Source organism: Streptomyces sp. NPDC034103 (assembly GCF_055575395.1).
The window spans coordinates 273476-287697 of record NZ_JBVISS010000001.1 but is presented as its reverse complement, the minus strand read 5'-3'; the positions used below and the strand labels follow the sequence as shown (position 1 = coordinate 287697).

13 protein-coding genes are annotated in these 14222 nt (G+C 72.6%); 7 read left to right on the top strand and 6 right to left on the bottom strand.

Translation table 11 applies throughout. The features are described from left to right. Positions 1 to 96 precede the first annotated feature (96 nt). Entirely contained in the window at positions 97 to 942 is an 846-nt protein-coding gene (locus ACZ56U_RS01305) for a (2Fe-2S)-binding protein (RefSeq protein ID WP_469081944.1), read from the bottom strand. 168 nt (positions 943 to 1110) lie between these two features. Between ACZ56U_RS01305 and ACZ56U_RS01300 the strand changes: the two genes are divergently transcribed. Both ACZ56U_RS01300 and ACZ56U_RS01295 read left to right on the top strand, forming a co-directional pair. Beyond that, positions 1111 to 1962 (top strand): GntR family transcriptional regulator, encoded by an 852-nt coding sequence (locus ACZ56U_RS01300; protein WP_469081943.1) that lies wholly within the window; start codon positions 1111 to 1113, stop codon positions 1960 to 1962. 127 nt (positions 1963 to 2089) lie between these two features. After that, the gene (locus ACZ56U_RS01295; protein ID WP_469081942.1) at positions 2090 to 2392 is read left to right on the top strand and encodes a hypothetical protein; all 303 of its coding nucleotides are present in this window, start codon (positions 2090 to 2092) and stop codon (positions 2390 to 2392) included. A 4-nt stretch (positions 2393 to 2396) separates the two neighbouring features. On the opposite strand, the gene ACZ56U_RS01290 is transcribed toward ACZ56U_RS01295, so the two are convergent. Continuing rightward, a complete protein-coding gene (locus ACZ56U_RS01290) occupies positions 2397 to 3170 on the bottom strand; it encodes a hypothetical protein (protein ID WP_469081941.1) in 774 nt (257 codons plus the stop codon). 127 nt (positions 3171 to 3297) lie between these two features. After that, entirely contained in the window at positions 3298 to 4971 is a 1674-nt protein-coding gene (locus ACZ56U_RS01285) for a PucR family transcriptional regulator (RefSeq protein ID WP_469081940.1), read from the bottom strand. A gap of 368 nt (positions 4972 to 5339) precedes the next feature. Between ACZ56U_RS01285 and ACZ56U_RS01280 the strand changes: the two genes are divergently transcribed. The 5 genes from ACZ56U_RS01280 (at position 5340) to ACZ56U_RS01260 (ending at position 12102) form a co-directional block, all read left to right on the top strand. Further along, positions 5340 to 6230, top strand: coding sequence for an FAD binding domain-containing protein (locus tag ACZ56U_RS01280; RefSeq protein WP_469081939.1), 891 nt, complete (start codon positions 5340 to 5342; stop codon positions 6228 to 6230). After that, positions 6230 to 6820 carry a (2Fe-2S)-binding protein gene (locus ACZ56U_RS01275; RefSeq protein WP_469081938.1) on the top strand — a complete coding sequence of 197 codons (591 nt, stop codon included), beginning with the start codon at positions 6230 to 6232 and terminating at the stop codon, positions 6818 to 6820. The genes ACZ56U_RS01280 and ACZ56U_RS01275 overlap by 1 nt, the downstream gene beginning before the upstream one ends. Before the next feature lie 4 nt (positions 6821 to 6824). After that, the gene (locus tag ACZ56U_RS01270) at positions 6825 to 9218 is read left to right on the top strand and encodes a xanthine dehydrogenase family protein molybdopterin-binding subunit (protein WP_469081937.1); all 2394 of its coding nucleotides are present in this window, start codon (positions 6825 to 6827) and stop codon (positions 9216 to 9218) included. A 234-nt stretch (positions 9219 to 9452) separates the two neighbouring features. Continuing rightward, the gene (locus ACZ56U_RS01265) at positions 9453 to 10910 is read left to right on the top strand and encodes an NCS2 family permease (protein ID WP_469081936.1); all 1458 of its coding nucleotides are present in this window, start codon (positions 9453 to 9455) and stop codon (positions 10908 to 10910) included. Positions 10911 to 10947: 37 nt separating this feature from the next. Beyond that, positions 10948 to 12102 (top strand): XdhC family protein, encoded by a 1155-nt coding sequence (locus tag ACZ56U_RS01260; protein ID WP_469081935.1) that lies wholly within the window; start codon positions 10948 to 10950, stop codon positions 12100 to 12102. 279 nt (positions 12103 to 12381) lie between these two features. On the opposite strand, the gene ACZ56U_RS01255 is transcribed toward ACZ56U_RS01260, so the two are convergent. The 3 genes from ACZ56U_RS01255 to ACZ56U_RS01245 form a co-directional block, all read right to left on the bottom strand. Next, positions 12382 to 12783, bottom strand: a complete 402-nt coding sequence (locus ACZ56U_RS01255; protein ID WP_469081934.1) for a hypothetical protein — start codon at positions 12781 to 12783, stop codon at positions 12382 to 12384. 124 nt (positions 12784 to 12907) lie between these two features. After that, positions 12908 to 13348, bottom strand: a complete 441-nt coding sequence (locus ACZ56U_RS01250; protein ID WP_469081933.1) for an SRPBCC family protein — start codon at positions 13346 to 13348, stop codon at positions 12908 to 12910. A gap of 71 nt (positions 13349 to 13419) precedes the next feature. Then, a complete protein-coding gene (locus ACZ56U_RS01245) occupies positions 13420 to 14211 on the bottom strand; it encodes a polysaccharide deacetylase family protein (RefSeq protein WP_469081932.1) in 792 nt (263 codons plus the stop codon). Positions 14212 to 14222 lie beyond the last annotated feature (11 nt).

Below are 14222 nucleotides of genomic sequence, written 5' to 3'. Positions count from 1 at the left end.
CAGGTGAGGAAACTGTGAATCGCCTGTAACCGGACGGGAGTCCTCTTCGCGGATGATCTTAACGGACGTTCGGTTCCGCCCTCGCCACGGGGTGCCTCAACTGGTGGCACCCGCCAGGAGTTTGACGACCCGGTCGGCGTCGCAGGTGCGCGGGCAGGTGACACAGGTGTCCTGCGGCTCCAGTGTGTAGTACATGCAGCAGCTGGCCCGGTCCCGGGTGGGCAGTGCCTCGCCGCGCGGCCCCGTCAGCTGCCGGAAGGCCGCCGCGCCGACGTACGGCCGGGTCGAGCCCGGCAGCAGCAGCTCCAGCTCCCGCCGGGCCCGCTCCTGCTCGCTCTCGCCGAGCAGCTGGGCGACGTACCAGAGCCCCTCGACGATCTCGTCCGTCACCATGCCCCACAGCGCCCGCTCGCGCCGCCGCATCCGCGGCCCGAACCCGCGCAGCACCGGCTCCATGTGCTCGGCGACCGCCTCGCGGACCTCGGCCCGCAGCGCCTCCTCGTCGGCGACGACCCGGGCGCCGGGCAGCGCGGCGGCCGGATCGCCGGGCAGGCACGCGAAGGCTCCGGTGCGCACGGCGAAGGCCATCGGGCCCGCCGTCCGGTCGTAACGGACGTGGGTCACGGGAAAGCGCGGCACCCGGCGGTGCAGGAACCACGGAGCGGTGATCAGCAGACAGGCGGGCCAGGCGTACCGGTGCAGTCCGAAGCCGGCGATGACGTCCGGGCGTCCGGCGCGCCCGTGGTCCCGCAGCACCTGAGCGTCGTCCCAGGCCAGGAAGGCGTCAAGGCCGGCCCCACCCTCCGCGAGTGCGGCGGCCGAGACCCAGCCGCCACCCCGGGGAGCCTGCTCCGAACTGTCCAGCTCCGTCACGGTCAGTCCCGGAAAGACGCCGGTCAGGCGGCTGTAGGCGTCCGTGAGGGCCGAGGTGCGCACGGTCATGCCGAACCACCGATCCACGACAGTTGAACGACTGTATTGAAGGTAAGCCTAGCCTTACCCGACGTCGTCACTGTTTGAACCCCGGGCTTCTGCGCCTATGGTTCTTGACGGACGAGTAACAACCCCGCCGTAATGACCCCAAGTACCGACACGTCCGGAGGAGGACCTGTGGAGCAGGGCACGCAGGGCTCCGCCGGGACGGGGGTCTCCCGACCGGTACGGGTGCCCGCCCAGGTGCGGGCGGCGGACGTGGACCGGGAGCGCCAGGCTCGGACCGGTTCCGCGAACCGCCCGCCCACCGGGGCGGCGCGGGGCGAGCACACCCACCCCGCCGACGCCACCGGGCAGCGGGCCCGTGCCGAGCGGCCGCCCGCCGAACCGCCGGTCGTGCGGCCCGTGGTGCGGCGGGCCTCCGTCCGCGGGCAGATCCTCGACGCGCTGCGCACCGCACTGGTCTCGGGGGAGCTGACGCCCGGCGAGGTCTACTCGGCGCCCGCGCTCGGCGACCGCTTCGGGGTCTCCGCCACCCCGGTCCGTGAGGCCATGCAGCAACTCGCCCTGGAGGGGGCCGTCGAGGTCGTGCCCAACCGGGGCTTCCGGGTCGTGGAGCGGGGGGCGCGGGAGCTGGCCGAGCTGGCCGAGGTCCGGGCGCTGATCGAGGTGCCGGTGATGCTGCGGCTGGCCCGTGCCGTGCCCGCCGAGCGGTGGGCGGAGCTGCGGCCGCTGGCCGAGACGACGGTGCGCGCGGCCTCCAGCGGCTGCCGGGTCACCTACGCCGAGTCCGACCGCGCCTTCCACCGCGCGGTCCTCGCCCTCGCCGGCAACGACCAGCTCGTCCAGATCGCCGAGGACCTCCACCGCCGCGCCCAGTGGCCCCTCGTCGGCGCCCCGGCCTTCCGGGGCCGCGCGGAACTCGTCGCGGACGCGGCCGAACACACCGCGCTGCTGGACGCGTTGATCGCCGGGGACGTGGAGACGGTCCGGGTTCTGGTCGAGGAGCACTTCGTGAGCCCGTCCTGAGCTTGTGACCGCAGTCACAGAACCGTCGCCTCCGCGCAACGGTCCGCGACACCGGGAACCCGCCCGACCGGGTCCGCGTGGCACCCCGTACACGGCACGGCCCGTGCCGACAGCGGAGGTGACACCGATGGACCCGTCCTTCTTCGCCCAGCAGGCGGCCCAACAGGCGGCGCAACAGGCCCAGCAGGCATCCCAGCGGGCCGAGCGCCAGGCCTTGATCGACCACCAGCAGGCCGTACGCCGCGGCTCCCGGCACGCCTACCGCCCCTCGACGCACCCCCCGGTCGCGCACCGGGGTGGCCGCGGCGGGGGACTGCTGCCCCTCCTCGTGGTGATCGTCGTGGCCGTCGTCCTCGCCCGGGACCCCGGACTCCGCCAGACGGTGCTCGACGAGATCCAGACGTTCGTGTCGCGGATCCGGAACGGCTGACCGCTCAGGCCGTCGCCGCCGGTGGCGGTGCCAGCTGGCGCGACAGCCACGTCGGGACCCCGCCCAGCAGCCGGTACAGCCGCCGGGCCTCCTCGCGCAGCCGTGAGGCCTCCGGCTCGACCGCCGCGTCGGCCAGGGACGCCAGCGCCGGCGCCGTCCCGACGAGGTAGCCCAACTCCTCCCGGATCCGCAGTGATTCGGCGAAGCCGTGCCGCGCCTCGGCCAACTCGCCGTCCCGCAGGGCGAGTCCGGCGAGATGGCGCCAGGTGAAGGAGAGCAGCAGCGGATCGGCGTGTGCCACCGCGCCCGCATGAGCCCGGCGGTAGGCGGCACGCGCCGACTGCGGCGACCGCGACAGGTTCTCCGCCAGCAGCCCGCGGCGGAAGTCCAGCAGCGCCCGCCCCGGCGCCCCGGGGGCGATCAGGGCCGCCGCCCGGCCGAGCGCGGCCCGCGCCTCGTCGGCCCGGTCCCGCACCCCGTGCAGGGTGGCGGCGTAGGCCAGGTGCCCGCGTTCACAAGCGGCGGCCCCGCGCTCGTCGTCGGTGTGCGCGAGCGCCTCGGCCGTACGCAGCGCGTCCTCGGCCTCCTGCCAGCCCTGTTCGGTGTAGAGACACCGTTCCACCAGCAGCGACGTGCGCTGGAGCGCCGCGTCCGCGTCGACCGGCTCGAGCAGGGCAGCCGCGTCGGCCCAGCAGGCACGCGAGCGCAGCCGCCATACCGCGGTCTGGAGTGGATCGTCAGGGGTCGTTCCGTTACCAGACATGGCGGTATACGCCACCTCGCCCTCCCCGGCACGCCATTGAGCTGTTGAGTGGTGGCCGCATCTCAGCACGAATGGGCGGGCTCGGCCAAGAGGGTGGGTGAAGGATTTCACAAAGTCGTGGGATCCCTGGGGCCGCCAGATCTCAGCTCATCCGCAGCGCCAGGAAGAAATCCAGCTTGTCCTCCAGCCGGGAAAGGTCACGACTCGTCAACTGCTCGATTCGCCCCACCCGGTAGCGCAGCGTGTTGACGTGCAGGTGGAGCCGGGTCGCGCACCGGGTCCACGAACCGTCGCAGTCGAGGAACGCCTCCAGCGTCGGGATCAGCTCCGCGCGGTGGCGGCGGTCGTAGTCGCGCAGCGGGTCCAGGAGGCGGGCCGTGAAGGCCCGACGGACGTCGTCCGGCACGAAGGGCAGCAGCAGGACGTGCGAGGCCAGTTCCTGATGGCCCGCCGCGCACACCCGGCCCGGTCGCGCCGCGGCCACCCGGCGGGCGTGCCGGGCCTCCTCCAGGGCGCCCCGCAGCCCCTCCGCCGAGTGCACCGCCGCGCTGACGCCCAGGGTGACCCGGCCGTCGTCGTCCAGACCGGCGGCGAGGGGGTCCCGTACGGACTCCAGGAGCGCGTCGGCGAGGATCCCCGCCTCGGAGCCGTCGTGCTCGGTCGAGACGGCCGGCAGCGGGACGAGCGCGATGGCCTCGTCACCGGTGTGGGCCACCGCGATCCGGTCGGACTGCTCGGGCCCGGCGGCCAGCGGGTCGACGAGGATCTCCTCCAGCAGCGACTGGGCGACCGCGCCCCCCTCGACGTCCCCGCCGTCCCACTCCACGCGGGCGACGACGACCTGCCAGTGCGGGGCGGCGCCGAGCCCGGGCAGCAGGACGGGGGCGGCCACGCGCAGGCGGGCGGCGATCTCGGCGGGCGCGGCGCCCGTCTGGACCAGTTCCAGCACCTCCTGCGCGAGGCGGCGGCGGACCGAGCGCGCCGCGTCCCTGCGGTCGCGTTCCACCGAGATCAGCTGGGTGACGCCCTGGAGGAGGTCCAGCCGCTCCTCGGGCCAGTCCCCGGCGTCCGCCTCGACCGCGAGCAGCCAGTCCGACAGCACCGTCTCGCGGACGTCCCGAAAGGCCTGCGGGGTACGGCCGCCGGTGCGGACCGGGAAGAGCGAGTACGTCGTGGCCCCCAGCGTCAGCCGGTGCGGTCCGCGGCGGCCGGTGCGGGTGGCGGCCAGGTGCTCCGCCGCGAGCTTCGCGCAGACGTCGGCCGGCAGCGCCGGGCCCGCGGTCTTCGAGCCCGCGATCAGCCGGCCGGTCGGCGACAGCACCCAGGCCCGCAGGTCCAGGTCCGAGCCGAGCAGGTCCAGGACCACGTCGGGGCCGCCGCCCGCCGGGCCCGAGGTCATCATCCGCCGGTGCCGGTCCACGACGGCCGCGAGGTCCCCGGCGCGCTCGCCGGACACCTGGCGTACGACGTGCTCGGTGATCGTCGCGAACGCGACCGACTCGTGCACCGCGAACAGCGGCAGCCGGTTGCGGGCGCAGGCCAGCACCAGGTCGTCCGGGACGTCGCCGAGCTCCGCCTCGCCCGCGGCCAGCGCCGCCACCCCGGCCTGCACCAGGATGCGGACGAACGCGTCGGAGTCCTCGGCGTCCCGCCGCCAGGCCAGCCCCGTCAGGACCAGTTCCCCGCCCGAGAGATAGCGGCTCGGGTCCCGCAGGTCGGTGGTCATCACACCCCGCACGGTGCGGTCCAGCTCGTCCTCGCCGCCGAGCAGCCGCAGGCCCAGCGCGTCGGTGTCCAGCAGTGCGCGCAGCCGCATTCTCGTCGCCGCCGATCTTTGTCTCGAAATCTACGATGAACTGTGAGGGTCGTCGGGGGGCAGAAGCCCCGTCAGGCGGTCGGACGGGACCGCGCCCCGGTCGTCCGGGCTGTGTCCCAGGTCACGCCCAGTGTGTCGCGCGTTTCCACAGGAAAACAGGGAGGTTGCTGAGGACCTCCGTTCATACGAATCTACAAGATGCCTGGCCCGACCAGCCAACTCCTTCAGAGTTTCCGTGACTGACCCCGTCGGAGGACGGCGCTGTGTACTGAGCCCACTTCGCGTAAACAGCACATGAACGAGCCGGGCCCGCCGCACACGATCTGGCTCGATCTGAACGACCCACGAGACGAAGAAGAGAGCCGGTCATGGACTTCCTCCGCCCCGCCAGCTGGGAGGAGGCGCTCGCCGCCAAGGCTGAGCACCCCACCGCTGTGCCCATTGCAGGCGGCACCGATGTGATGGTCGAGATCAACTTCGACCACCGGCGGCCCGAGTACCTGCTCGACCTGAACCGCGTCACCGACCTCACCGACTGGGAGGTCGGCGAGGACGGTGTGCGGCTCGGGGCCTCCGTCCCGTACACCAAGATCATGGAGCACCTGCGCGCCGAGCTGCCGGGCCTGGCCCTGGCCTCGCACACGGTGGCCTCCCCGCAGATCCGCAACCGCGGCGGCGTCGGCGGCAACCTCGGCACCGCCTCCCCGGCCGGCGACGCCCACCCGGCCCTGCTCGCGGCGGGCGCCGAGGTCGAGGTCGAGTCGGTGCGCGGCAGCCGCCGCATCCCGATCGACGAGTTCTACACCGGCGTCAAGCGCAACGCGCTCGCCGCCGACGAGCTGATCCGGGCCGTGCACATCAAGAAGGCCGACGGCCCGCAGCAGTACTCCAAGGTCGGCACCCGCAACGCCATGGTCATCGCCGTGTGCGCCTTCGGTCTGGCCCTGCACCCCGAGACCCGTACGGTCCGCACCGGCATCGGCTCCGCCGCCCCGACACCCGTTCGGGCGAAGGTCGCGGAGGAGTTCCTGAACGCCGCGCTCGAAGAGGGCGGCTTCTGGGACAACGGAAAGATCATCACCCCCTCGGTCGCCAAGCAGTTCGCGGACCTGTGCTCCGCCGCCTGCAACCCGATCGACGACGTCCGGGGCACGGCGAGCTACCGCCGCCACGCGGTCGGCATCATGGCCCGCCGCACGCTGACCTGGACCTGGGAGTCCTACCGCGGCACCGCCGCCCGCTCGGAGGGAGTCGCCTGATGCGCGTCAATTTCACGGTCAACGGACGTCCGCAGGAAGCCGACGACGTCTGGGAGGGCGAGTCCCTGCTCTACGTGCTGCGTGAGCGCATGGGCCTGCCCGGCTCCAAGAACGCCTGCGAGCAGGGCGAGTGCGGTTCCTGCACGGTCCGCCTCGACGGCGTGCCGGTGTGCGCGTGTCTCGTCGCCGCCGGCCAGGTCGAGGGCCGCGAGGTCGTCACCGTCGAGGGCCTGGCGGACTACGCCAAGCAGCGCGCCGAACACGGTGGTTGCGCGAGCGGCGCCTGCGGCACCTCGTTGAACGAGGCTCAGCAGTGGGCTGCCAAGGGCCATGACTCGCACACCGGCGAGGGCACCGAACTCTCCCCGATCCAGCAGGCGTTCATCGACGCCGGCGCCGTCCAGTGCGGCTTCTGCACCCCGGGTCTGCTGGTCGCCGCCGACGAGATGCTGGAGCGCAACCCGAACCCGTCCGACGGGGACATCCGCGAGGCGCTGTCGGGCAACCTGTGCCGCTGCACCGGCTACGAGAAGATCATGGACGCGGTACGGCTCGCCGCGGCCCGCCAGTCCGAGCCTGAAGGGGTCTGACGCCATGGCCGACATCCGCACCACCGGTATCCCCGCCAACGTCACCCAGGGCTCGACGACCAAGGGCGGCATCGGCGAGTCCACGCTCCGCCCGGACGGCACCCTGAAGGTCACCGGCGAGTTCGCGTACTCGTCCGACATGTGGCACGAGGACATGCTCTGGGGCCAGATCCTGCGCTCCCCGGTCGCGCACGCCGAGATCGTCTCCATCGACACCGGCGAGGCGCTCGCCACCCCCGGCGTCTACGCGGTCCTCACCTACGACGACCTGCCGACCGACGTGAAGAACTACGGGCTGGAGATCCAGGACACCCCGGTTCTCGCACACGGCAAGGTCCGCCACCACGGCGAGCCCGTGGCGCTGGTCGCCGCCGACCACCCGGAGACCGCGCGCCGCGCGGCCGCCAAGATCAAGGTCGAGTACCGCGAACTGCCGGTCATCACCGACGAGGCCTCCGCGACCGCCCCGGACGCGATCCTCGTCCACGACAACCGCGACGACCACCACATCGGCCACGTCCCGCACCCCAACATCGTGCACCGCCAGCCGATCATCCGCGGCAACGCCGAGGAGGCCGCCAAGAAGGCCGACTTCATCGTCCGGGGCGAGTACACCTTCGGCATGCAGGACCAGGCGTTCCTCGGCCCCGAGTCGGGTCTCGCCGTACCGTCCGAGGACGGCGGGGTCGACCTGTACATCGCCACCCAGTGGCTGCACAGCGACCTCAAGCAGATCGCCCCGGTGCTCGGCCTGCCCGAGGACAAGGTGCGCATGACGCTGGCCGGCGTCGGCGGCGCGTTCGGCGGCCGCGAGGACCTGTCGATGCAGATCCACGCCTGCCTGCTCGCGCTGCGCACCGGCAAGCCCGTCAAGATCGTCTACAACCGCTTCGAGTCGTTCTTCGGACACGTCCACCGCCACCCCGCCAAGCTGTACTACGAGCACGGGGCGACCAAGGACGGCAAGCTCACCCACATGAAGTGCCGGATCGTGCTCGACGGCGGCGCCTACGCGTCGGCGTCCCCCGCGGTCGTCGGCAACGCCTCGTCCCTGTCGGTCGGCCCGTACGTGGTCGACGACGTCGACATCGAGGCGATCGCGCTCTACACCAACAACCCGCCCTGCGGCGCCATGCGCGGCTTCGGCGCGGTCCAGGCCTGCTTCGCCTACGAGGCCCAGATGGACAAGCTCGCCGACAAGGTGGGCATGGACCGGGTCGCGTTCCGCCAGCTCAACGCGATGGAGCAGGGCACGCTCATGCCGACCGGGCAGCCGGTCGACTCCCCGGCCCCGGTCGCCGAACTCCTGCGCCGCGTCAAGGACATGCCGCTGCCGCCCGAGCGGCAGTGGGAGTCCAGCGAGGGCTCCGACGTACGGCAGCTGCCCGGCGGTCTGTCCAACACCACGCACGGCGAGGGCGTCGTTCGCGGCGTCGGCTACGCGGTCGGCATCAAGAACGTCGGCTTCTCCGAGGGCTTCGACGACTACTCCACCGCCAGGGTGCGCATGGAGGTCGTGGGCGGCGAGCCCGTCGTCACCGTCCACACGGCCATGGCGGAGGTCGGCCAGGGCGGCATCACCGTCCACGCGCAGATCGCCCGCACCGAGCTGGGCGTCACCCAGGTGACCATCCAACCCGCCGACACCCAGGTCGGCTCGGCCGGCTCCACGTCCGCCTCCCGCCAGACGTACGTCACCGGTGGCGCCGTGAAGAACGCCTGTGAGCTGGTGCGCGAGAAGGTCCTGGAGATCGGGCGCCGGAAGCTCGGCACCTACCACCCGGCGTGGGCCACGGCCGAACTCCTGCTGGAGGGCGGCAAGGTCGTCACCGACGGCGGTGAGGTGCTCGCCGACCTCGCCGACGTGCTGGAGGACGAGAGCGTCGAGGTCGAGGAGGAGTGGCGCCACCGGCCCACCGTCCCCTTCGACCTGCGCACCGGACAGGGCAACGGCCACGTCCAGTACTCCTTCGCCGCGCACCGCGCCGTCGTCGAGGTGGACACCGAGCTCGGCCTGGTCAAGGTCATCGAACTGGCCTGCGCCCAGGACGTCGGCAAGGCGCTCAACCCGCTCTCCGTGGTCGGCCAGATCCAGGGCGGCACCCTCCAGGGCATGGGCATCGCCGTGATGGAGGAGATCGTCGTCGATCCCGTCACCGCGAAGGTCCGCAACCCGTCCTTCACGGACTACCTGCTCCCCACCATCCTCGACACGCCGACCATCCCCGTCGACGTGCTCGAACTCGCCGACGACCACGCCCCCTACGGGCTGCGCGGCATCGGCGAGGCCCCCACCCTGTCGTCCACCCCGGCCGTCCTCGCGGCGATCCGGAACGCGACCGGGCTTCAGCTCGACAGGACACCGGTCAGGCCCGAACACCTCACGGGCACGGCGTAGGGCGTCCGTCATGTCTCTCCGGGCGGCGCCGGGAACGTCACACTTCGCCGCGCCGCCCGGAGTACCAGGCACCGCACCGCTCGCGGTTCCTGAATTGTCCCCAGCAGTCAGATGCAGAGCGTTCGCCTCGGGCCGTCCCCCGGGTCGTGCGGCCGAAGCACCTTCCCAAATCCCGCAGCCGCCCAGTCGGTTGATCGATGCGGGTGTCCCTTTGAACCTTGGGAGCAGGCCCACATGACCCAGCAGTCGATGGAGCCGAAGACCGTCGCCGAAGACGCGGGAGAAGGCACCCGCGTCCCGGCCGGACGGTCCTGGCTCGACCGGTACTTCCACATCTCCAGGAGAGGATCCACCGTCGCGCGCGAGGTGCGCGGCGGCGTCACGACCTTCATGGCGATGGCGTACATCCTCCTGCTCAACCCCCTGATCCTGTCCGGCAAGGACGTGGCGGGGGACACGCTCGGGCAGAAGGCCCTCATCACCGCGACCGCGTTCGCGGCGGCCTTCACCACGCTCCTGATGGGCTTCTTCGGCAAGGTGCCCCTCGCGCTCGCCGCCGGCCTGTCCGTCTCCGGTGTCCTGTCCTCGCAGGTCGCCCCGCAGATGACCTGGCCGCAGGCCATGGGCATGTGCGTGATGTACGGCGTGGTCATCATGCTGCTGGTCGTCACCGGCCTCCGCGAGATGATCATGAACGCCATCCCGCTGGCCCTCAAGCACGCGATCACCATGGGCATCGGCCTGTTCGTCGCCCTGATCGGCTTCTACAAGGCCGGCTTCGTCCACCAGGGCCAGGCCACCCCGGTGTCCCTGGGCCCGGCGGGCGAACTCGCCGGCTGGCCGGTGCTGCTGTTCGCCGCGACCCTGCTCGCCATCTTCATGCTCCAGGCCCGCGGCGTCCCCGGCGCGATCCTGATCGGCATCGTCGGCGGCACCGTCCTGGCCGTCGTGCTCAACGCGCTGGACGTCATCGACCCCAAGCAGTGGGCGAGCGGCGCTCCCGAACTCCACGGCAGCGCGATCTCGATGCCCGACTTCTCGATCTTCGGCGACGTCGAGTTCGGCGGCTGGGGCGAGGTCGGCGCGATGACGGTCGGCATGATCGTCTTCACCCTGGTGCTGGCCGGCTTCTTCGACGCGATGGCGACGATCATCGGCGTCGGCACCGAGGCCAAGCTCGCCGACGAGCAGGGCCGGATGCCGGGCCTGTCCAGGGCGCTGTTCATCGACGGCGCCGGCGGCGCGATCGGCGGCGTCTCCGGCGCCTCGGGCCAGACGGTGTTCGTCGAGTCGGCGACCGGTGTCGGCGAGGGCGCCCGCACGGGCCTGTCCTCGGTCGTCACGGGCCTGTTCTTCGCGGCCTGCCTGTTCTTCACCCCGCTCACCGCGATCGTGCCCGGCGAGGTCGCGGCCGCGGCCCTGGTGGTCATCGGCGCGATGATGATGATGAACGCCCGGCACGTCGACTGGGCCGACCGCGCGACGGCGATCCCGGTGTTCCTGACCGTCGTCATCATGCCGTTCACCTACTCGATCACGGCGGGTGTCGCCGCGGGCGTCATCTCCTACGTCGCGATCAAGACCGCCCAGGGCAAGGCGCGGGAGATCGGGGCCTTCATGTGGGCCCTGACAGTGATCTTCGTCGTCTTTTTCGCCCTCAATCCCATCGAGACCTGGATGGGCGTGCACTGACCGCCCCTCCCCCCGACATCCGTGAGGAGACCGAGAGATGCTGGACATCGCCGAAGAGCTGCACCGGTGGGTCGAGCAGGGACGTGACTTCGCCGTGGCCACCGTGGTGGCCGTCGGCGGCAGCGCCCCTCGCCAGCCAGGCGCCGCGCTCGCGGTCGACGCCGACGGCACGGCGATCGGCTCGGTCTCCGGCGGGTGTGTGGAGGGCGCGGTGTACGAGCTGTGCCGGCAGGCGCTGGAGGACGGCGCATGCGTCCTGGAGCGCTTCGGCTACAGCGACGACGACGCCTTCGCGGTCGGACTGACCTGCGGCGGCGTCATCGACATCCTCATCACCCCGGTACGGGCGGGCGACCCCGTCCGCCCGGTGGTGACGGCGGCCCTCGCGGCGGCCTCCTCCGGCGAGGCGGCGGCCGTGGCACGGATCGTCGCGGGCCCCCCGGACCTGCTGGGCCGCGCCCTGCTGGTCCGCCCGGACGGCTCCTGGGACGGCGGCTTCGGCGGCCACCTGGAGCTGGACCGCACGGTGGCCGCGGAGGCCGGCGCCTACCTCGACGCCGGGCGCACCGGCACGCTGGAGATCGGCGAGCAGGGCTCCCGCTGCGGGGCCCCGCTCACCGTCCTGGTCGAGTCCTCGGTGCCGGCCCCCCGGATGATCGTCTTCGGCGCGATCGACTTCGCGTCGGCGCTGGTGCGGGTCGGCAAGTTCCTCGGCTACCACGTCACGGTGTGCGACGCCCGGCCGGTGTTCGCGACCGAGGCCCGCTTCCCGGAGGCGGACGAGATCGTCGTCGGGTGGCCCCACGAGTACCTGGAGCGCACCCGGGTCGACTCCCGCACGGTCCTGTGCGTCCTGACCCACGACGCGAAGTTCGACATCCCGCTGCTCCGGCTGGCGCTGCGGCTGCCGGTGGCGTACGTGGGCGCGATGGGCTCCCGCCGCACCCACCTGGACCGCAACGAGCGCCTGCGCGAGGTCGGCGTGACCGAGCTGGAACTCGCCCGTCTGCGCTCCCCGATCGGTCTCGACCTCGGCGCCCGCACGCCGGAGGAGACGGCCCTGTCCATCGCGGCGGAGATCGTCGCCGACCGGCGCGGAGGGAGCGGCGTCCCACTGACCGGCGCGCACACCCCGATCCACCACGACGTCACCTCGACCGCGCCGACGGGCCGGATCGGGTCGGTGGCCTGAACGGACGGGGACCGCCGACCCCCCGTTTGGGCGCGTGCCGCCCCGCTTCGGCGCGTACCCCCGCTCTGGTGTGTGCCGCCCTGCTTTGGCGTGTGCCGCACCTCGGCCCGGGGTGCCTCACCTCCGCTGGTGGGTGCCGGTAGGGCTCGGTGCGGGCGATGGCCGTGACCCCCAGGGCGGCCGGTGGCCGTGACCCCCAGGGCCCAGGGCAGCGCCCCGGTGGTCATCGCCCCCTCAGGCCCACAGCACGAGACACCGGACCCCGCCCGGCGCCAGGTCCTACCACTGCCCGCGCCCCCAGCCGTCCGTCACCGCCGCGACGTCCGTCGGCGTCAGCCCGATGCTCCGCCGGTCCGCGGGCGGCCGTTCGGCCGACGGGGTCGTCACCACCCACGCCCCGCCCGGCGCCGGCAGGTCCCTGATCCGCCGCGCGACCGCCGCCCTGTCCGCCAGGAACGCAGGCACCAGCCGCATCGTCACGACGTCGAAGCCGGCCCCGGGCAGTCGCGCGGCCACGGCGGCGGCGTCCTCCTCGAAGGCCAGGCGGCAGGTGCGCAGCCGCGGCTCCAGGTCGGTGCGGCGGTCGCGCGGCGCCTGCCACCGCCGTGTCCGCCCGGTCCACGGCGAGCGGGGTCGCAGCCGGGGCGGGCGAGGTGCGCCGCGTACCCGCCCAGACCGCACCCGACGTCCAGCGTCCGCGCCCGAGGCCCCGCCGCCTGGCGGAACAGCCGCCACTCGTGCGCGTCGACGCCCTGGAAGCCCCCGCCGCCGCGAAGCACTCCGCCCAGCCGCACGCGCCGCCCCGTCACCTCATTCTGAGCAGCCGGTTCACCGCCCGCCCGAACACATAGCGGGCCGTGCGCCGCACCACCGGGTCCAGCAGCCGGGGCAGGAACCGGAAGCCCAGCTCCTCCCGCCACACCACCCGGGTGCGTCCGCCCGGTCCCGTACGCACTTCGATCTCGGCCCATCCGGTGACCACCCGGCCACGCTTCTCCAGCCGGCACTTCCCGTCGGCGCCGGATTCCGGCGGGCTCCACCGGGTGACCTCCATGCGGTCGGCGAAGGCGAGGGGGCCGAGGCCGGTGCGGGCGACGAAGACCGTGCCCTCGCGGGTGGGGCCGTCCGTCACCACCGTGACGCGGGTCAGCGGGACCACCTTGCCGTGCCGGGGCCACTCCGTGAGCCGTCGCCAGGTCTCGTCGAGGGGGAGCGGTGCCGTACGTTCGAGCAGGAAGGTGACCACGCGACGATCTTAGGGAGTCCGGCCGGTTCGACGCCGTTCCCAGGGCCGACTCACACGCCGTCGGGCGGGGTTCAGCGGTACACCTCACCCGGCTCGGCCTTGCCGGGGGCCAGCAGTTGCGGCACGGTCACGAACACGTACCCGCGGGCCTTGAGCGCGTCGATGATCCCGGGCACGGCCGGCACGGTGCCGTCGTAGATGTCGTGGAGCAGGATGATCCCGTCCCGGGACACCTGGTTCAGCACCCGCTTCCGGATCAGCGCGGAGTCGTTCGTCGTGTAGTCCTTGGCGGTCACGCTCCACAGCACCTCCGCCATGCCGAGCTCGCGGCACACCTCGTGCACCGTGTCGTCGGTCCGGCCCTGCGGCGGCCGCATGAGCGTCGGTCGCTGCCCGGTGAGCCGCGCTATCTCCCGGTTGGGACGTTCCAGCTCCTCGCGTATCTCCTCGCGTGTCAGCTTCGTCAGGATCTTGTGGTCCCAGGTGTGGCTGGCGACCTCGTGGCCCTCGTCGGCCATCCGCTTCACGAGCTCGGGGTACTTCTCGATGTGCCGCTTGCCGAGGAGGAAGAAGGTCGCCGGGACCTGCTTGTCCTTGAGGATGTCGAGGAGTTCCGTGGAGTGCTCGCTGGGGCCGGCGTCGAAGGTGAGCGCGACGCACTTGACCTGACGGCAGTCCACGGTCCCGAGCCGGGCCTGGGCGGTGGGGGCGTGTGCGGCCTGGGCCCGGGCGGCGCTGGGCGCGGTCGTCTCCAGCGATCCGCAGCCGGACAGCGACAGCGCCAGGGACGCTGCCGCCGCCAACATCAGCGCGGCTCGGAACCTGTTCCCCGTTTTGTTCATCTTCCTGGTGACCGAAGGCATGCGATGACTAT